This window comes from Bradyrhizobium sp. I71 (genome assembly GCF_022354745.1).
Classification (GTDB): Bacteria; Pseudomonadota; Alphaproteobacteria; order Rhizobiales; family Xanthobacteraceae; genus Bradyrhizobium; species Bradyrhizobium liaoningense.
In genome coordinates this window covers 6,115,725-6,134,257 of record NZ_CP059398.1, presented here as the reverse complement: position 1 = coordinate 6,134,257, position 18,533 = coordinate 6,115,725, and the positions used below count along the sequence as shown (strand labels likewise).

The window sequence follows — 18,533 nt, the reverse complement described above, 5'->3', positions numbered from 1 at the left end:
TCCTTGAGGCAGGGGAACATCGAAGCTGCGGGGAAAAAAGGAACGAGAACATGACCACAGCAGCCGCTCGCAACAACGACACGCTGACTCGTCACGTCGTCTACCCCTTCGCGAATGCTAACTTCCTCGCCGCGAACCCGCCAATCTGCATCGAGGGCGGTGACGGTGTCTATGTCTCGGACGGCCAGGGCGCTCTCTATCTCGACGGACAGGCCGGGTTGTGGAACGTCAATGTCGGGCATGGCCGGCCCGAGATCAAACAGGCAATCATCGAACAGCTCGATCGTCTCAGCTTCTATTCCACCTTCGGCAACACCACCAACAGCCCGTCGGTCGCGCTCGCGGACGGGCTCTGCCGGCTCGCCGAGCCGGAAGGCATGGTCCGTACATTCTTCTCATCCGGCGGCTCGGAGGCGAATGAAGCTGCCATCAAGCTCGCCAAGCAGTATTGGCGGCTCGCCGGCCAGCCGCTGCGCACCAAGATCATCTCGCTGCGCGGCGCCTATCATGGCGTGACGCTCGGCGCGTTGTCGGCCGGCGGCGTCAATGTCTACAAGGAGCAATTCACGCCGCTGCTGCCGGGCTTCTTCCAGGTCGAGACACCGCACGTCTATCGCAATCCCTTCACGTCGGATCCGGAGGCACTCGGCCGGCTCTGCGCCGAGCTGCTGGAGCGCGAGATCATCTACCAGGGTCCGGACAGCGTCGCGGCCTTCATGGCCGAACCGGTGCAAGGCGCCGGCGGCGTGATCGTGCCGCCTGCGAATTTCTGGCCGCTGCTGCGCGAGGTCTGCGATCGCCACGGCGTGCTGCTGATCGCCGACGAGGTCGTCACCGGCTTCGGCCGCTCCGGCAGCATGTTCGGCAGCCGCGCCTGGGGCGTGAAGCCCGACATCATGGTGTTCGCCAAGGGGATCAACAGCGGCTACATCCCGCTTGGCGCGACCTTGATCAATGCGAAGGTTGCAGCGGCCTTCCAGTCCGACGACAAGTCCCAGTTCACGCCGCGCGCCTTCATGCACGGCAACACCTATGCCGGGCATCCCCTCGCCTGCGCGGCCGCGATCGCCAATCTGCGCATCGTCGAGCAGGAAGAGCTGCCGGCCAATGCCGGCAAGGTCGGCGCCTATCTGCTGGCGCGGCTGAAGGACATCCAGAAGCGTCATCCCAACATGGGTGACGTGCGCGGCAAGGGACTGATGATCGGCATCGAGCTGGTCGCCGATCCTGAAACCAAGCGGCCGTTCGATCTGGCGGAGAATTTCGGCCAGCGGATCTGGGAGAGATGCGTTGCCAAGGGCATCCTGATCCGCAACCTCGCCGATACGTTCATCATCTCCCCGCCGCTCACCTTCACGACCGAACATGCCGATAAGATTGCGGACACGTTCGACGAGGCGATCAGCGCGGTCGAATAGATCAACACGAGGGCGGCGCCAGGACGAAGGATTGCATGCATGCCTACTGGGTTTGTCTGCCATGAACTTTACATGTGGCACAACACCGGCAACTGGGCTCAGGTGTTTCCGCCGGGATTGACGATCCAGCCAGGGACCCATGCAGAAAATCCGGAGACCAAGCGCCGCATCCGCAATCTGGTCGAGGTCAGCGGCCTGCTCGATGAACTCGTGCAGATCAAGCCGCGTTCGGCTACGGTCGCCGAGATCGCCCGCGTCCACACGTCAGAGCATATCGCGCATATCAAGCGCCTCAGCGATGCGGGCGGCGGCGATGCCAGCGAGCTGACGCCGCTCGGCGCCGGCAGCTACGAGATCGCGCTACTCGCGGCCGGCGGCGCGATCGTCGCGGGCGAAGCGGTCGCATCCGGCGCTGTGACCAATGCCTATGCACTGGTCCGCCCTCCCGGACATCATGCGCGCCCCGAGCTCGGCATGGGTTTCTGTCTGTTCGGCAATGCAGCGGTCGCAATCCGCCATCTGCAGGCGACGGGCAAGGTCGGCCGCGTCGCAGTCGTCGACTGGGATGTGCATCACGGCAACGGGACGCAGGCGATCTTCTACGAAGACCCCAGCGTGCTCACCGTCTCGCTGCATCAGGACAATCTATTTCCGCCGAACTCGGGCGCGCTCGCTGAGAACGGCGCTGGTGCCGGCGAGGGCTACAACATCAACGTGCCGCTGCCGCCGGGATCGGGCATCGGTGCCTATCGCGCGGCGTTCGAACGCGTCGTGCTGCCCGCGCTGCATCGCTTTGCGCCAGATATGATCGTGGTCGCATCGGGCTTCGATGCGTCAGGTGTCGATCCGCTCGGCCGCATGATGCTGTCCTCGGCGGCCTATCGCGAGATGACGCGCATGCTGCTCGCCGCCGCCAAAACCTTGTGCAACGGCCGCATCCTGATGACACATGAAGGCGGCTATTCCGAGATGTATGCGCCGTATTGCGGGCTTGCGGTGCTCGAGGAGCTGTCGGGTGTGCGGACACATATGGCCGATCCCTGGGAGCCGCTGATGGCCGCATGGGGCGGTAACGATCTGCAGCCGCATCAAGCCGCAGTGATCGAGGCCGCCGCCGCACTGGTGGCGCAGCTTCCTGCCACGCGCTGAGTTCACTCGATGGTGTTGTCGATGAACGGGATTGCCGGATGCCATGGCATGGTTCGTGCAGCAACGACCGCCGTGCATCTCTTGCTTTAGAGGGAGGCGTCGGATTGTCCGCGCCATTGACGAGGGGTACTGACGATCATGATTGACCGACGTTCACTTCTCGGCGGCGTTGCCGCCGGCGCAGGTTCAATTGCAATGCTGGCGAGCCTGAACGGTGGAGCTCACGCCGCGGGAGCACCGGTCAAGATCGGCTCGGCACTGCCGATGTCGGGCTTTGCCGCCGCAGATGGCATCGAGTTCAAGAACGGCCTCACGCTCGCCGCCGAAGAAATTAACGCCGCCGGCGGCATCCTCGGACGCCCGATCCAGATCGAGATCGAGGACACCAAGGAGATGGGCGCCGACATCGTCACCCAGGCGATGCAGCGCCTGATCGATCGCCATTCGGCCGGCGCCATCATCAACGGCTACAATGTCGGCACCAACATGGTGGAGATGGATGTCGCCGCCGACAACGACGTCATCTTCGTGCACTACAACACGCTGATCTCGCACAACACCAAGTTCCTCAGCGACCCGCAGCGTTATTATTCGTGCTTCCAAGGCGACCCGCCCGAATTCTATTACGGCCCCGGCTTCCTGCTGTTTCTGAAGTCGCTGATCGACAGCAAGCAGTGGAATCCGCCGAACAAGAAGATCGCGATCATCCCCTCGGCCAACGAGTACTCGATCGTGATCGCCAACGCGATCCGCGACCGGCTCACGGAGTTCGGCTTCGAGCTCGGGCTCTACGAGACGGTGCCCTTCCCGACCAATCAGTGGGGACCTACGCTCGCCAAGCTGCGCCAGAATCCGCCGGCTGCGATTGCGGTGACGCATTTCCTACCGCAGGATCTGGCGCAGTTCATGACCCAGTTCCTGCCCGAGCCGACGCAGAGCCTGGTCTACATGCAGTACGGACCTTCGTTACCGGCGTTTCGCGAGATCGGCAAGGAAGCCGTCAACGGCGTGATCTATTCTACCGTAATCGGCTGCCTGCCGGATGAATTCTCCGCGGCCTACCGCAAGACCTATCGCGAGAAGTTCGGCGCCAAAGCTGCCTTCATCACGGGCTCGCAGACCTATGACGGGCTCTGGCACTACGCATTGTCGGCAGCGATCGCCGGCGGCGCCAGCGAGCCCAACAACAAGGAGCAGACCCGCAAGGTTTCGGAAGCGATGAAGCGGCTGATCTATCGCGGCGTCAACGGCATCTATCACGCCGATCCGAAGGGTCAGTCCGCGTTCTGCTATCCGACCCAGGTCAAGGATCCCTCGCTCGGGATGGCGCACCAGTTCTTGCAACACCAGGATTATCGCACCGATCCCAAGCTGATCGCGCCTCCGCTCTACGCCATCGACGCGATGAAGCTGCCGCCGTGGATCAAGGCGTGAGAGGCTGGCGCGGTGACCTCTCCTGACCAGACGAACGATCCACTGCTCGTCTGCGAGGACGTGACAAAGACGTTCGGGTCGCTCCGCGCGGTGGACGGTCTCTCCTTGACCGTCCGGCCCGGCGAGGTGGTCGGCCTCGGCGGGCCGAATGGCGCCGGCAAGACGACTTTCTTCGACGTCGTCACTGCCGTCACCCCGATCACCGACGGCCGCATCCTGTTTGCGGGACGTGACATCACCGGTCTTGCGGCGCACGAGGTGTGCCGCGCCGGCATCGCCCGTACCTTTCAGCTCAATGCGGCCTTCGACAGCCTGTCGGTGCAGGAGAATATCGAGGTGGCCGCGCATTTCGGCCATAGCGAACGCCGCTTTCCCGGTTTTGCCATCAGTCGTGTCGCCAGGCAGAGCGCCGCCACAGCGCTCGATCTCGTCGGCCTTGCGGGGCGCAAACGCATCGCACGTGACCTGCCGGTGCTCGACCGCAAGCTGCTGATGATTGCCGGCGCCGTTGCGACCTCGCCGCAATTGCTGCTGCTCGACGAGCCGGTCGGCGGCCTCAGCCCGTCAGAGGTCGACCGGATCGCCGACGTCGTGAAGCGGCTTTCGGCCTCGGGGATTGCTATCCTGCTGATCGAGCACGTCATGCGCTTCCTGCTCTCGCTGTCGACGCGCGTCGTGATCATGCACCATGGTAAATCGATCTTCGAAGGCGCGCCCGCGGCGGTGGCCGACGACCAGACCGTGGTCGAGACCTATCTCGGCAAGGCCGCGACCAGCCGGTTGAAGGCCTTTTTCGTCAAACAGCCCGAGATGAGCGCACATGGTTGAACCGTCGAACTCTCCCTGTCTCGTCGTCGATGGGCTCGTCACCGGCTACGACGGCCGTAACGTGCTCACCGGCGTATCGCTGTCGGTCGATCCGGGTGAGCTCGTCACCGTCGTCGGCCCCAACGGCCACGGCAAATCCACCCTGCTGCGTGCGATCTCCGGCCTGCTTCCGGTGCGCAAGGGATCGATATCGCTGAACGGCCGCGTGATCTCCGGCCAACCGGCGCATCGCGTGGCATCCAGCGGCGTGATCCATGTACCGCAGGGCGATCTGTTGTTTGCAGGGATGAGCGTGCTCGAGAACCTGCTGATGGGCGCCTATCTCGATTCCGATCAGGCGGCAGTGGCGCGGCGGCTCGAGGGGGTGTTCACCCTGCTGCCCAAGCTTGCCGAGCGCCAGACTCAGATTGCCGCCAGCCTCTCCGGAGGCGAACGGCGCATGGTCGGCATCGGCCGCGGCTTGATGATGAACGGCTCGGTGATGCTGATCGACGAGCCGTCGCTCGGCCTCGCGCCGATCATCATCGAGCAGATCTACGAGGTGATCGCGCGGCTGAAGGCGAGCGGCCGCACCATCCTGCTGGTCGAGGAGAACCCCGCCCGCGTCGCCGACATCGCCGACCGCATCCATCTGCTCGACAACGGTGCCTTCGTCTGGTCGGGCGAGCCGGCCGTGCTGCTGCAGCGCGACGAGCTGCTCGCAACCTATCTCGGGGGCTGACGACGTGGAGATCATAGGACCCGTACTCGTCTCTGGCATCACCACCGGCGCTCTGTACGCGCTGGCGACACTCGGTCTGTCGCTGGTCTGGGGCTCGCTCGGCATGCTCAACATGGCGCATGGCACACTGTTGACGCTCGGCGGTTACGCGGCCTTCACGGCAGCCAGCCAGCTCGGATTGCCGGTGCCGCTTGCGGTGCTTGCCGCTACCGCGGTCGGCGGCGTGATCGGGGCGCTGATCTTCGCGCTGGTCGCCTACCCGCTGTCGCGCCGCAGCCCGGAGACCTTTGAGACCACCATCATGATCGCGACCTTCGGCGTCGCACTCACGCTCGAGAATGCCGTGCTGCGGCTCTATGGCGGCCAGCCGCTGGGGCAACCGCTCTCGGTTGGCGGCGCGATCAATCTCGGCGGCTTCGCGCTACCCTGGCAGAACCTCATCATCGTCGTCAGCGCCATCGCACTGATGGGCGCCACCGCGCTGTTCCTGACCCGCACCAAAACGGGCCGCGCCATCCGTGCCACCGCACAGAACCCTGATGCCGCCAAGCTGATGGGCGTGCCGGTCGCGCGGGTCTATCTGCAGGTCTTGATCCTGTCCGGGATGCTCGCCGGTGTCTGCGGTGTCTTGGTGTCATCGATTACCCAGCTTTCGCCCTCGCTCGGCGCCGATCCGATGCTGAAGGCCTTCATCATGTGCGTGGTGGCAGGGCTCGGCAATCTGCCGGGCGCGATCATCACCTCGTTCGGTCTCGCGATCGTCGAGGCGCTGGTCCAGTTCCTGGCCGGCGCGCGATGGGGTTTCCCTGCTCTGCTCGCCATCGTGATCCTGGTGCTCATCCGCCGGCCAGGCGGATTGTTCGGCCGGGTTGAAGTGCGGCGTCTGTGAGGTCCATGTGAAACGCGAAGATCTCGCCCATCTCCTGGTCGGCCTCGTCGTCCTCGCCGCGGCGATCGCGCTGCCGTTCTATGTCGACAGCCGTTACGTGATCGGCCAGGTCACGCTGGGCCTATTCTATGCCATCGTCGCCTCGCAGTGGAACCTGCTGTTCGGTTTCTCCGGCGTTTTCTCGCTGGCGCAGATGGCGCTGTTCGGCTTCGGTGGCTACGCCACCGCGATGCTGTGCTTCTATTTCGGCCTCAACATCTGGGCCGCGATGCCGCTCGCGGCTGTTGCCACCGTGCTATTCAGCCTGGTGATCGGCGCGGCCTGCCTGCGGCTGAGCGGCGCCTATACCGCGCTGCTGACACTTGCGGTCGCGCAGGTGATGTATCTTTTGATCGTCACCGACACGGACTGCTTCGTGATGGTCGGCACCCAATGCCGGCAACTCACCGGCGGCGCGGTTGGCTTCGCTCGCTTCGGCGATCTCGGCACGCGCGCGATGTTCAAGGCCAAGTTCCTGGTCGCCAACTACGCGCTAGTCGTGGCGCTGTTCGCCATCACGATGGTGTTCACCTGGGCGATCATCCGCGGCCCGATCGGGCTCGCCTTCCGGGCGTTGCGCGACAATCCCGGCTGCGCCATGGCTCGCGGCATCAGCCGCTTCCAGATGCAGCTCCTGGTGTTCGGGCTGTCGGCATTCTTCACCGGCCTCGCCGGCGGGCTCTACGCCGCGCATTTCAACGCGATCGGTCCTGGCGTGCTGTCGTTCTCGCAGCTGTTCTTCATCATCGCCATGGTGGTCGTGGGCGGCATCGGCCGGCTGTGGGGGCCACTGGTCGGCGCCATCGTGCTGGTGGCCGCCGACGAGGCGATGCGCGAGATCGGCGAATTCCGGTCGCTCGGGCTCGGCATCATCATCGCCGCCGTCATGGTGCTGATGCCAAACGGGCTGATCGGCCTCTTTGAGAGCATCTGGGACCGCTTGCGCACGCGCAACCCCGGGATGACAGCAGAGATGTCCGGCGAAACGCCGGCGTGACCCATGGAGCGAGAGATGTACGATACGATTATCGTGGGCGCCGGTTCGGCCGGATGCGTCTTGGCCAACCGGCTGTCTGCAGATCCGGCCCGCAAGGTGCTGGTGTTGGAAGCCGGCCGCGCCGCGCCGTTGGCGTCGGACATTCCGTCAGACTGGCCGACGATGTTCAACACCGCGGTCGATTGGGGCTTCTACACCGAGCCGCAGGCCGGTTGCCGCGGCCGCCGCGTGTTCTGGCCGCGCGGCAAGATGGTCGGCGGCTCCGGTGCGATGAATGCGATGATCTATATCCGCGGCCTGCCCTCCGACTATGACGGCTGGGAAAAGGCCGGATGCACCGGCTGGGGCTGGCGCAAAGTGCTGCCGGATTTCATCGCCTTTGAGAACAATGCCGACTTCACTGACAGCCCGATGCACGGCACCAAGGGCCCGCTCTATGTCGCGCACGTGCCGTTCGTCGATCCGAACGAGCAGCTCTGGCTCGAGGCGGCCAAGGCCGCCGGTCATGCGCATAATCGCGACTTCAACGGCGAGAGCCAGGAAGGCGCTGGCTTCTTCCAATTCGTGATCAAGCAGGGCGAGCGCTTCGGCACCGGCAAGGCCTATCTGCGTCCGGCGCTGTCGCGGCCCAATCTCACCGTCAAGACCGGCGTACGCGTGATCCGGGTGGTCATAGAGAAGGGGCGCGCTACCGGCGTCGAGTACCTCGAGAACGGCCAGTTCAAGACTGCGCAGGCATCGAGCGATGTCGTGATGTCCTCAGGTGCGATCGGGTCCGCGCAGCAACTGCTGCTGTCGGGCATAGGCCCCGCCGACGAACTCAAGAACGTCGGTGTGACGCCGGTGCACGACCTGCCCGGCGTCGGCAAGGATCTGCAGGACCACATCAACATCCCCATTACCTTCTACACCAAGGAAAAGATCGGCGTCGGCGCCTGGACCGACGAGACCCTCGAGGCCAGCCTGAAGGAATGGCAGGACAGCCGCAGCGGTCCCCGCTCATCGCCCTGGGTCGCGGCTGGCGCGCATGTCCGCAGCCGTCCGGACGTCGAGCCCGATCTGCAGCTCTATGGCGCCATCAGCCCGCACCGTGACTACGTCCGCTTCCTGTCCTCGAAGCCGGGCATCACCTTGCACTCGACATTGCAGCGGCCGAACAGCCGTGGCGAACTGACCTTGCGCTCGGCCGATCCGCTGGAATATCCGGCAATCGACCCGCGCTACTTCTCATCCGATCCGAGTGGCCGCGACATCGCAACGCTGGTCGAGGGCGTGCGCATCAACCGCCGTATCGCCGCGCAGTCACCGCTCAAAGAGCTGATCGAGACTGAAGTCACGCCGAGCGTGGAGGCGACCAGCGACGCCGACATCGCGGAGTATGTGCGCGGCCATTGCACCACGCTGTATCACGCCTCCTCAACCTGCCGCATGGGCAACGACAAGATGGCGGTGGTCGATCCCCAGACCTTCAAAGTGCATGGCCTCGAAGGCCTCCGCGTCGCCGACGCCTCGGTGATCCCGATCATGATCTCGGGCAACATCCAGACGCCGACGATCCTGATCGCCGAGCGTGCGGCCGCGGCGATCTGCCATGGCGACGTTTTTCAGGTGGAGCGTACCGGCAAATGAATTCTGCAACCAAACGAGCGATCGGCCTTATCGTCGGGGATGAATCAGAGCCCTTCCAATCCTGCGTCTGCTTTCAGACGATTGGAGACGTACTTGCGTCCAATTTGAGCAAAGCGAGAACCGATTTGACCCTAAGCAGTTGGCGTGTCGGCAGAATGTCTGCTTTACGCAAATAGCCGCATTGCCTGCATTCAGAGCAGCCGAAGTCACATCATGATCGCGGTGGGACGTTTCGGCCTCCACCCCGTTGACATTTTTGGCCTGGAAAGGTGTAGCGACGGGAAGCGTTGTAATGTTCTGATGGTCAAAATAGTTCGGTTGCCCTCACCTGTTCATCCAGCACGATGAAGTCCATCCGGGTCAGATGCTCGGCGACGCTTGACGGCAGTTGCCATGATCTCGTCGAAGGCAGCCTTCATGCCGTAGAGCTTGAGTTCGCCCATGAGGTCGAAGATTTGGGTTCGTTCCATCAGATGATCATCCGGAGGTTGTCGTAGCGGGCACAATCGGCGATCGGCGCATGGCGGAGCGTCAGTGCGGCCGGCGTCATGATGTTGGCCGGTGGAGCAGGTTCACGTTGCCGCGCCAGGATGTTGAGCACGACATCGGCAGAATGGACGCCATGACCGAGAGCTTCGGCACAGGCGGCTTCCACCGCGGGTAGACCGTCAGTCAGCACCGCGTTGAGGATGTCGACCATCTGACGATTGCCATCGTCGGTGCTTGTGAGTCTGCGCCGGATCCGCTCGACCGCTGCCGGCAACACCCAGTCCTTGAAGGGTGCACCGTCGCGCAAGGCGCCGGGTTTGCGCGCCAGCACCGGCACATAGTGCCAGGGATCGTAGACGGTCTCGCCGCGTCCGAAGCATCGTGGATGCTCCGCAACGATGCGCCCGTCCTGACCGATCACGATGCGATCGGCTGGACCTCGACGGGGCGCCCAACTGCGCTGGCTGCGACCGAGTATTTGTTGTTGTCGAAGCGCACCAGACAGGTCTTCGAGACCGACGCCGTCACCGCATGGAAGCCGTCGAACCGACCGGCATAGGGAACGAGGTTGGGACGCTCGGCTTCGAACACTTCCCAGATTGTCTGGTCGGCCAGCTCTGGATGGTGATGCGCCTTGGCATAGGCGATGCACTTGTCCAGCAGCCAGGCGTTTAACTCGTCCAGGTTTTTGAACCGCAGCCGCAGCGTGAAGAAGCGTTCCCGGACCAGTCCGACCTAGTTCTCAACCTGGCCCTTCTCCCAGCCCGAGGCTGGCGTACAGGCAACCGGATCGACCAGGTAGTGGCTGCACATCTGCAGGAAGCGGCGATTGTAGCGACGGTCTTTGCCGAACCATCACCGTGGTGCCGCTCAGCTCTTGCGCCTTCGATCGGACGTCCGGTCTCTGGACCGGCGAACAGACCGAGGGATGGAGAACCGTCGTCGATCGGATCCACGAAAAAGGGGGGCGTATCGTCGCGCAGCTCTGGCACGCCGGACGCGCCAGCGCGCGTGGCCTACTGTCGGACAAACAACCGCTGTCTCCGTCGGGCGTTAACGACGATCTGGATCGGCTGCAGGTATGGGCGCTGCTCGCAAACGGCGCTTACGTGCGGATCGCCGCCACACCGTCGCGTGCGATGTCGCTCGCGGAGATCCAAGGAGCCGTGAACGAATTCAGACTGGCGGCCGCCAACGCCATTCGCGCGGGGTTCGACGGCGTGGAGATCCACGGCGCCAACGGCTATCTCATCCACCAGTTTCTGTCTCCGACCATTAATCTGCGAACCGACGACTACGGCGGGGACGCCGAAGGGCGATCCAGGTTGCTTCTGGAAATCGTTTCCGCGATATGGACCGCTTATCGTCAATACCGGCATCACTCCCGAGCACGCAGAGCAAATCGTCAGTTCCGGCGAAGCGGATGCAGTCGCCTTTGGCCGCCTCTTTCTCGCCAATCCAGACCTCCCGGCGCGGATTCGAGTTGGAGGCCCCTACAACTCCCCAAAACCGTTCGGGATCTACGGCGGTTCGGATTCCGGGTATCTCGACTACCCAACGCTTGAGACCGTCAGCAGAGAGGCCGCAGCGCGAGCTTAGTGCAGAAACAATCGCACAGGTCGACGGCGACTCGTCATCCCGCGAGTCCGTATATAGACATCCTAGCGGAGATACCTCGCAGCTGATGCTCACCGAGATGCTCGACGTCCCGTGGAACGTGCCGAGCGACGGCTTCCGTCATGAGCAGGTCCCGGCCTATGGTCTTGGTGAGCGCCTCCACGCGGCAGGCCTCGTTGACGGCGGCGCCAATAACCGTGAAGTCCAGGCGATCCGGAGCGCCGACGTTACCAAAAAAGACTGCACCTTCGTGGAGGACGATGCCGGCCCGCAGCAGGTGGCAGCCTTCGGCGTCGAACGCAACACGAATAGTCCGATTGAAAACCTCGAGTCGCGCGATCGCGTCCCTCGCCGCCGAGACGGCCGCGCGGGACGATTCGGCGACGCCCACCGTCACCGGAAAGACGGCAAGCATACCGTCGCCGATGAATTTGAGAATTTCGCCGCCGTGAGCGGTTACGGCACTTACCATCGCCTCGAAGTAGGCGTTGAGCAGGACCAGCATGTCGGCCGGAGCCAGAACGTCCGACATCTTCGTGAAATTTCTGAGGTCCGACACCCAAATCACGGCGCGTATCGAGTCTCCCGCGCCGCGCTTGATCGCGCCCTCAAGCACCTTGGCGGCGGCGCCGTAACCAAGGTACGCGCCCAACGCGTTTTCGGAAATCTTCAACTCGCTATGCCGCTGCACATGCAAGGCGAATAGTTTGAAAAGGTGGATCAAGCAGTCTATCTCCGCCTCGGCGAAGCCACCGGCCACTTTCGTCGCGATGGTGATCACGTTGCGTGTATCCAGGCCGGACAACGGAATCGCGGCGTAGTCGGTCATGCCGGCGGCCGCGAGCTCGATCATGATTGGAAATTCCGCCTGCGTCGACGGCTCGCTGGGCCTTCGCCGGATCGTCTCGCCGGTCTCGACGATACGTTGCAGCGGATTGAGTCTGTAGGCGTCAGAATCGACCGCGGCGTCGGCGACCCGTACCTCGTCGCAGAAGCCATCGTCGGCATTCCAGACCCATGCGAATCCGACAAGCTTGGGATGGAGCGTGCCGATATGCAGGGTAAGTCGATCGACCGAAGAGCCGGCGGCCTTCATCTGACGGATCAGCTTGACGAGGAGGTCGATCATCTGCCGCTCGGCGGAGGCCTCTTCCAGCAGCCAGTTTTCGATCCCGGCGAAATTGTCCGCGATGCCCACGGCGACCGCGATCGGACCGGCTCTTCGCACGAACGTGACCGACTGGGGATAGGATCGAGGGGATGGATCGGAAGTCTCAGAAGCCATTTCAGTTTCCTCGCGCATTGCCTGCCGCACCTCTCGACGCGAAGCCGGTCTTGATGTCCGGACAGCAGGATCCATCGTTCCGGGCGACAATGCGGATGCGCTGGCGGCCATACTTTCGACGGCGGGAGCCAAGGTTGACCATCGCGCGTTCCCGTTAGACCACCCGTTGCAGGCCGTCGTCGCGATGCCCGCTCGTGATTGGCCGAAGCGATGCAGTATGCGATGGCCTCTTGATCAGCGACTTCTCGACTTTCTGCAGGTACCCGATCGACATGGGTCGACCGGGCCCGAGCCATTCGCCAGGTCCTTCAATTCGGATCGCTCACGCCGCGTCACTTCGGCTCGGCCGCGGCCAGAAACACCGCCGGTAACGCGATCAGCGGAGGCAAGATGAAGCACCACGTTCCGAACTTCGCGTAGAGACAGGCGCCGGCTGCGCATCCCAATGCGAAGGCAGCGACGCTCGCTGCCATCTTGCCGAGCCGCGGCTTGGCGACGGTCAGCACCGACGCTGGCGCACCGCGAAAAACGTCTGCGACGTCGATCATGATCTGGGTGGTGGTGCCCGTCATCAACGTGCTGGGAGGTTCGGTACCCATATGGATGCGGTGCGCGGCATTCTGGATGGCCATGGCGGCAACCAGAACCATGCCGGTGCAGATCGCCTGCCAGCTATCGCCCTGCGTGAATGGTCCGAAATAGACGGCGCACGCACCGCCCACCGCCAGAAGTATCGTCTTGAGGGCCAGCATCGAGCGGAAGATCGGAAGTCCCATTGCCGGGAGATAGAAGCTCAAGATTCTGGTGACGACAACTACGAAGCAGAAGACCGGGAGAGCGAGCAGCTTCGCTAGGCCACCGGACGTCCCCAGCACCATGGCCGCGCCGAAGGTGACGAAATTGCCGGTGACATGCGCAGTGAACAGCCCCTGAAGCGCAAGAAAACCGGCGGTGTCGACGAAGCCGGCATTCAGGCTCATGAGGAGCGGAAGCAAAAGTATATTGCGTGGCATATCACCAACCATATTGAAGCTGGACACCCAGATAGTTGCTGGTGTGTCCACCAGCGCGAATGATCGTGTCGCCGACGTCGAAATGCACCGCCTCGATCGCGCCGGTCAGGTGGTCGTTGAACGCGTAGTCGACGCGAAGCTGACCGTAGGCTCCCGTCCAGTTGCTGCCCTTGCCGGCGGTCCCCGCTATCGGCACGCTGGGCTGGACGTAGATCGCGTCGGCCGTCGTTTCGCGCCACTGCAAGCCAATCGCTCCCATCACCTTCAGCCGGTCCGCCGGACTGACGGTTATGGAGGGTTTGAAGTGAAGGATGTTCGCGTATCCCGTATAGCCGGCCAGCGTGAAATAATAGCCGTTCGGGAAGAGCGGATTGAACGTTCCCAGCGTGCCGTCGCCGGAGTGATGGTCGCCCGACGCAGCGTCGAACTGGAGGCCGATGCGCGGCAGCCAGGGAACACCGGACAAAGTGTATCCAATTCGCGTACCGACGGCCCAGGCACGAATGTCCTTCGTACCCACCTGCCCCGCCTGCCCCATGGCTTCGAGATCCCAGTCGAACTGTTGGGACTTTCCTGCGAATCTTGCATCCAGAATGTGACGGCTTTCGTCGCCCAAGGCATCGATATATCTGGCGGCCTTGCGCTCGTACAGCGAGTAGTAGCCCGACAGCTCGTTGTCACCCAAGACCTTCCGCTCGACCCGGAGCGTGCTGAAGCGGAAATTATCGTTCGAGGTGTCATCGAAGGGACGTACATCAAAGTATTGGACGGGACGGCTGACGAAGCCGATGAAGCGCCAGACGCCGGTCTCCCAATCCGCCCAGATCGCATCGAATGATTGTCGCACGTTGGGTCCATCCCGCGACGATACGAAGCGCTGCAGGTCAAAGGCGAAGTCCTGTCGTCCGATGCGCGCCTTCAGGGTCCCGCCCGAGAATGTGTTGACATACTCGAGGAAGGCAAGGCGCAGGTCGGCACGGTCCTGGTCGACCGGAGAGACGCTCAGCTTGTCGAAGGCCCGATCGTCCTCGAGTTGAACGAAGACTCGCCAGTTCTCGTTGAAGTGAATGTCGGCGTGCACCTGCAAACGCTGTATGAGATAGCTGTCCGAGGGCGTGTTGCCGGTGCCGAACGCCGACGCGCTATTGGTCTCGAAGCGTTCCCGCAGTGTGGCCCCCAGCGAGACGTAGCTTTTCGGATCGCTCGCCCAAAGCGGGATGTACTTGAGCCCGTCAAACGGTTCGGTCCGCAACCTGGGATCGGCGAGGACCGACCAGTCCTCTGCCCAGCGGTTCGCCTGGATCGCGGGCCTCTTGGGGACCGCAGCGTCCCCGTCTTCGGCCCGCGCGAAGCCGATGCCGGCGCCAAGGGTCGCAAGCGTCAGAACGATCCGGAAGTTACGCATATCGACCCGTGCCAACATCGGCAGACGTCACCTCATTTGCCGTCCGACCGCGATGCACTCTTCGGGCCAAGCGCGTGGATCTCGGCGATGTACCCGCCGGGGAACATGACGAACGCCGCAGAGCGACCGCTTGACGTGTAGGATTCGACCAGCACCGTTGCGCCGGCGTCCTTTGCCTTGCCGAGCGTCGAAGAGAGGTCGGCCACTTCATAACCCGTCGTCTCCCGGCCGTAGGGATAGGGCAGATGACCGTCCGTGACCAATACAACCATCTTCCCGAATGGGGACTCGATCCGGATGCGCCTGTAGGTCACATCCGATCTTCCGATCTCCAAGCCGGGCGCCTTCGCGTCGTCCGAGACGACCTTGCCGCGGGAGAATGCAAGAAAACTCCGGGTGAAAGCAGCGGCCCTGTCGGGAGAGACGTACACGCGGTTCTCCGGAATTCGCTCGAAGGCAGCGTAGTCGGGCTTCGTCGTATGCCAGTAGAGCTGCAAGTTGATACCGCCCGGCCACTGGACCACGGCGTCGCGCCCAATCGGATCCGGGAAGGTGGACACGATCACGTCAGCGCCCGCGCCGCGCGCTGCTTTGATCGCCTCGTCCATGTCTGCGACCAGGTAGCCGTTGCGCTCGGCGCCAAACGGATATGGAATCGGCGTCTTGAAGCCGAACAGCGAGACGGTGCCGACGGGCGTCTGCAGCAGTTGTGACGTGGTGCTGCTCGGCGTGGGCGTAACCGTCGCCACCACCTGCTTGGTGCTCTTGCCGCCAAAGGTCGCCAGGAAGCTTGCCGCGAACCTGTCCACGTCCTCAGGCGCCACGTAGACGTGGGTCGTGTCGTACTGAGGGGCAACGGCAACCGCCGCGTCCTTGGACCTCGTTGCGTCCCTTGCGATGACCGGCGTGTTCGCAGCGACAATTGCGGTAAACGCCACGAGAGCGATGGCACTAATCGATTTCATTGAGGCATTCCTTGGGCGGCTTGAGGTCGCGCAGTGCGGTTCGGACGGAGAGAGGCCTCGTCGGAAAGAATGGATACTATGACGAGGCCCGCGATCAACCCGAGATGTTCGAAGAAGGCATTTGTTGCCATGAATCTCTCGTGGCCTCCCATCGTCCAGAAGGCGTTCGCGGTAAGCATCGCGACGAACGTCAAAACGCCGAGCCCGCCAGCGCCCAACCACACCAAACGATTCATGACAACAAGCAGAGACCCGCCGAGTTCGACCACGATGGCGGCGGCGGCCCACAGCCAGCCCGGATACAGGCCGAAGTGTTCCTGCTCGGCCACCGCCCCTGCGAAGTCGAGCAATTTGGCAAAACCGCCGAGGATGTAGGCGGACACCAAGGCCAATCTGGCCGCATGCCACAGCAGCGGCCAGCGCAAGATTGTGGAAATCCAGCCAGGTGCGGCGCTGGCCTGCATCTCAGACCGCCCAACAGGCGCATCCCAATGCGCCCCAGAAGCTTCGGAGATCGGAGACCGGCAGCCGGCTCGACCAAGCCGCCGCATGGTCGTGTCCATGGACGCCACATGAGTTGGCGCAGCCGCACATTTGCGTGGCCTTCATCGCGAGGCTGGTATCCTTCGTCTGTGCCTTGTCATCGGCCCAGGCCGCGTACCCGCCGAAGCGGCGGACCGGTGACCAGTCCGGCATCGCGGGCGGCGGAGTGACACTCTCCAGCCTGGAGAAGTCTCCCGCACCAAACACGATCCTTCCCCCGACCATGGTCAACAGCGCGGTCGTATCGGCGATCTCGGCCTCGCTACAGGAGAAGTAGTCGCGGTCGGGGACGACGAGGTCGGCGAGCTGGCCGACCTGGATCCGGCCCTTGTTACCCTCTTCGTTCGAGAACCACGTCACGTTTTCGGTCCACATCCGCAGCGCCGTCTCGCGATCCAGACAGTTGCGCTGCGGCGTGATGCGCAGTCCGCCGACGGTCCGGCCGGTGACCAGCCATGACAACGAGACCCAGGGATTGTAGGAAGCCACGCGCGTCGCATCAGTGCCGGCAGAGACCTTGACGCCCTTGTCGATGATCTTCTTGACCGGCGGCGTCGCTTCCGCCGCACCCAGCCCGTAGCGTTCGACGAAATATTCGCCCTGATAGGCCATCCGGTGCTGCACGGCGATGCCGCCGCCGAGCGCCGCGATGCGATCGATCGACTGGTCCGAGATCGTCTCGGCGTGATCGAAAAACCAGTGCAGCCCTTCCAGCGGCATGTCCTGATCGACGCGCTCGAACACGTCCAGGGCCCGCGAAATTGTCTCGTCGTAGGTCGCATGGAGCCGCCACGGCCACTTGTTCTGAACGAGGACGCGTACGACCTCCTCAAGCTCGCCTTCCATCTCCGCAGGCATGTCCGGACGCGCCACCCGGAAATCCTCGAAGTCGGCGGCCGAGAACACCAGCATCTCGCCGGCGCCGTTGTGCCTGAAATAGTCGTCGCCCTGCTTGTACTTCGAGGTCTTCGTCCAGTTCAGGAAGTCCTCCTTCTCGCCCTTGGGCTTCTGGGTGAAGAGGTTGTAGGCCAACCGTATCGTCAGGAGACCTTCGTCGTTCAGCTTCTGGATAACAGCGTAATCTTCCGGATAGTTCTGGAATCCGCCGCCGGCATCGATCGCGCCGGTCACGCCCAGCCGGTTCAACTCCCGCATGAAATGACGGGTCGAGTTGACCTGGTAGTCGAAGGGCAGCTTGGGCCCCTTGGCGAGGGTCGCATAGAGAATGTTGGCATTGGGCTTGGCCAGCAGCAAACCCGTCGGGTTGCCCTTGACGTCGCGCATAATCTCGCCGCCGGGCGGTTCGGGCGTGTCCTTCGTATAACCAACTGCACGCAGGGCCGCGCCGTTCAGGATGGCCCGATCGTAGAGATGCAGCAGGAAGACCGGCGTATCGGGTGCCACGGCATTGAGCTCGTCGATCGTCGGAAGCCGCTTCTCCGCGAACTGGTGTTCGGTGAATCCGCCGACGACCCGCACCCACTGCGGCGGCGGCGTGACCGCGACCTGCCGCTTCAGCATGTCCATCGCAGTGGCGAGCGAGCGTACCCCGTCCCAGCGCAATTCCATGTTGAAGTTCAGACCGCCGCGGATGATGTGAAGGTGGTTGTCGATCAAGCCGGGCAAAACGCGCCGTCCCCTGAGATCGACGATCTTCGTGGACGGCCCGGCCAGCTTCATCACGTCATGATCGTGCCCGACCGCGACGAAGCGGCCGTCGGCGATCGCGACCGCCGAAGCCGTCGGGTTCGAGCGATCGAGCGTCGTGAACAGACCGCGATGCAGGATGATATCGGGTGCGGAGGTCATGAATGTTTCTCCAGGCCGTCTGCCGGGGCGGCATTTTTCGACTGGTCGGTTTGACGTCCGGGCAGCAGGCCGAACATGTGCGGAGCGCACTTGGCCTGCTGCCACGCCGACGCCAGCCCGTGTCCGGACAGCAGCTGCCGGGCTACGGGGACGATCTGTTCGCCGGCGAGGATGCCGAGAAGCCCGACCAGCGCCACCAGCGGCGGCGCCGGTGAGCGCACGTTGAGAAGGCTGTAGACGACGCCGACCAAGAGGCCGGCGCCGAGAGACAACAGATAGATTTTCATCACGGTGATCCGCGAT

General features: G+C 63.4%; 16 protein-coding genes and 2 pseudogenes. 9 read left to right on the top strand and 9 right to left on the bottom strand.

Annotated features, from left to right (window positions below):
- The first annotated feature begins 50 nt into the window (after positions 1-50).
- The 8 genes from FJV43_RS29340 (at position 51) to FJV43_RS29305 (ending at position 9,104) form a co-directional block, all read left to right on the top strand.
- Positions 51-1,418 carry an aminotransferase class III-fold pyridoxal phosphate-dependent enzyme gene (locus FJV43_RS29340; RefSeq protein ID WP_239622471.1) on the top strand — a complete coding sequence of 456 codons (1,368 nt, stop codon included), beginning with the start codon at positions 51-53 and terminating at the stop codon, positions 1,416-1,418.
- Positions 1,419-1,457: 39 nt separating this feature from the next.
- A complete protein-coding gene (locus tag FJV43_RS29335) occupies positions 1,458-2,567 on the top strand; it encodes a class II histone deacetylase (RefSeq protein WP_239622470.1) in 1,110 nt (369 codons plus the stop codon).
- 138 nt (positions 2,568-2,705) lie between these two features.
- Complete coding sequence (locus FJV43_RS29330; RefSeq protein WP_239622469.1) at positions 2,706-4,001, top strand: ABC transporter substrate-binding protein; 1,296 nt, start codon at positions 2,706-2,708, stop codon at positions 3,999-4,001.
- Positions 4,002-4,013: 12 nt separating this feature from the next.
- Entirely contained in the window at positions 4,014-4,829 is an 816-nt protein-coding gene (locus tag FJV43_RS29325) for an ABC transporter ATP-binding protein (protein ID WP_239622468.1), read from the top strand.
- Positions 4,822-5,550: an ABC transporter ATP-binding protein gene (locus FJV43_RS29320; protein WP_239622467.1), complete on the top strand. Its 729-nt coding sequence runs from the start codon at positions 4,822-4,824 to the stop codon at positions 5,548-5,550. Before FJV43_RS29325 ends, FJV43_RS29320 begins: the two co-directional genes overlap by 8 nt.
- A 4-nt stretch (positions 5,551-5,554) precedes the next feature.
- Positions 5,555-6,439, top strand: coding sequence for a branched-chain amino acid ABC transporter permease (locus tag FJV43_RS29315; protein ID WP_035676140.1), 885 nt, complete (start codon positions 5,555-5,557; stop codon positions 6,437-6,439).
- A gap of 7 nt (positions 6,440-6,446) precedes the next feature.
- Entirely contained in the window at positions 6,447-7,475 is a 1,029-nt protein-coding gene (locus tag FJV43_RS29310; RefSeq protein ID WP_239622466.1) for a branched-chain amino acid ABC transporter permease, read from the top strand.
- 15 nt (positions 7,476-7,490) lie between these two features.
- Positions 7,491-9,104 carry a GMC family oxidoreductase N-terminal domain-containing protein gene (locus FJV43_RS29305; RefSeq protein ID WP_239622465.1) on the top strand — a complete coding sequence of 538 codons (1,614 nt, stop codon included), beginning with the start codon at positions 7,491-7,493 and terminating at the stop codon, positions 9,102-9,104.
- Positions 9,105-9,478: 374 nt separating this feature from the next.
- Here the strand turns inward: FJV43_RS29305 and FJV43_RS29300 are convergent.
- Together FJV43_RS29300 and FJV43_RS29295 are read right to left on the bottom strand one after the other, a co-directional pair.
- Positions 9,479-9,574, bottom strand: a pseudogene (locus FJV43_RS29300) (IS21-like element helper ATPase IstB); the annotation flags it as partial.
- Positions 9,574-10,442, bottom strand: a pseudogene (locus FJV43_RS29295) (IS21 family transposase); the annotation flags it as partial. The pseudogenes FJV43_RS29300 and FJV43_RS29295, both read right to left, overlap by 1 nt.
- Before the next feature lie 11 nt (positions 10,443-10,453).
- Here FJV43_RS29295 and FJV43_RS37270 point away from each other — a divergent pair.
- On the top strand, positions 10,454-11,158 hold the full coding sequence (locus FJV43_RS37270) for a hypothetical protein (RefSeq protein ID WP_345946105.1): 705 nt from the start codon (positions 10,454-10,456) through the stop codon (positions 11,156-11,158).
- Positions 11,159-11,226: 68 nt separating this feature from the next.
- On the opposite strand, the gene FJV43_RS29280 is transcribed toward FJV43_RS37270, so the two are convergent.
- From FJV43_RS29280 to FJV43_RS29250, 7 genes are all read right to left on the bottom strand, one after another.
- Positions 11,227-12,495 carry an adenylate/guanylate cyclase domain-containing protein gene (locus FJV43_RS29280; RefSeq protein WP_239622464.1) on the bottom strand — a complete coding sequence of 423 codons (1,269 nt, stop codon included), beginning with the start codon at positions 12,493-12,495 and terminating at the stop codon, positions 11,227-11,229.
- A gap of 332 nt (positions 12,496-12,827) precedes the next feature.
- Complete coding sequence (locus FJV43_RS29275; RefSeq protein WP_239629658.1) at positions 12,828-13,508, bottom strand: YoaK family protein; 681 nt, start codon at positions 13,506-13,508, stop codon at positions 12,828-12,830.
- Between the two features lies 1 nt (position 13,509).
- Positions 13,510-14,931, bottom strand: a complete 1,422-nt coding sequence (locus FJV43_RS29270) for an alginate export family protein (protein ID WP_239622463.1) — start codon at positions 14,929-14,931, stop codon at positions 13,510-13,512.
- A 14-nt stretch (positions 14,932-14,945) separates the two neighbouring features.
- Positions 14,946-15,878, bottom strand: a complete 933-nt coding sequence (locus tag FJV43_RS29265; protein ID WP_239622462.1) for a glyoxalase — start codon at positions 15,876-15,878, stop codon at positions 14,946-14,948.
- Positions 15,875-16,342, bottom strand: coding sequence for a DoxX family protein (locus FJV43_RS29260; protein WP_239622461.1), 468 nt, complete (start codon positions 16,340-16,342; stop codon positions 15,875-15,877). Before FJV43_RS29260 ends, FJV43_RS29265 begins: the two co-directional genes overlap by 4 nt.
- 1 nt (position 16,343) lies before the next feature.
- A complete protein-coding gene (locus tag FJV43_RS29255; protein ID WP_239622460.1) occupies positions 16,344-18,230 on the bottom strand; it encodes an amidohydrolase in 1,887 nt (628 codons plus the stop codon).
- Entirely contained in the window at positions 18,227-18,517 is a 291-nt protein-coding gene (locus tag FJV43_RS29250) for a XapX domain-containing protein (RefSeq protein ID WP_239622459.1), read from the bottom strand. Before FJV43_RS29250 ends, FJV43_RS29255 begins: the two co-directional genes overlap by 4 nt.
- Positions 18,518-18,533 lie beyond the last annotated feature (16 nt).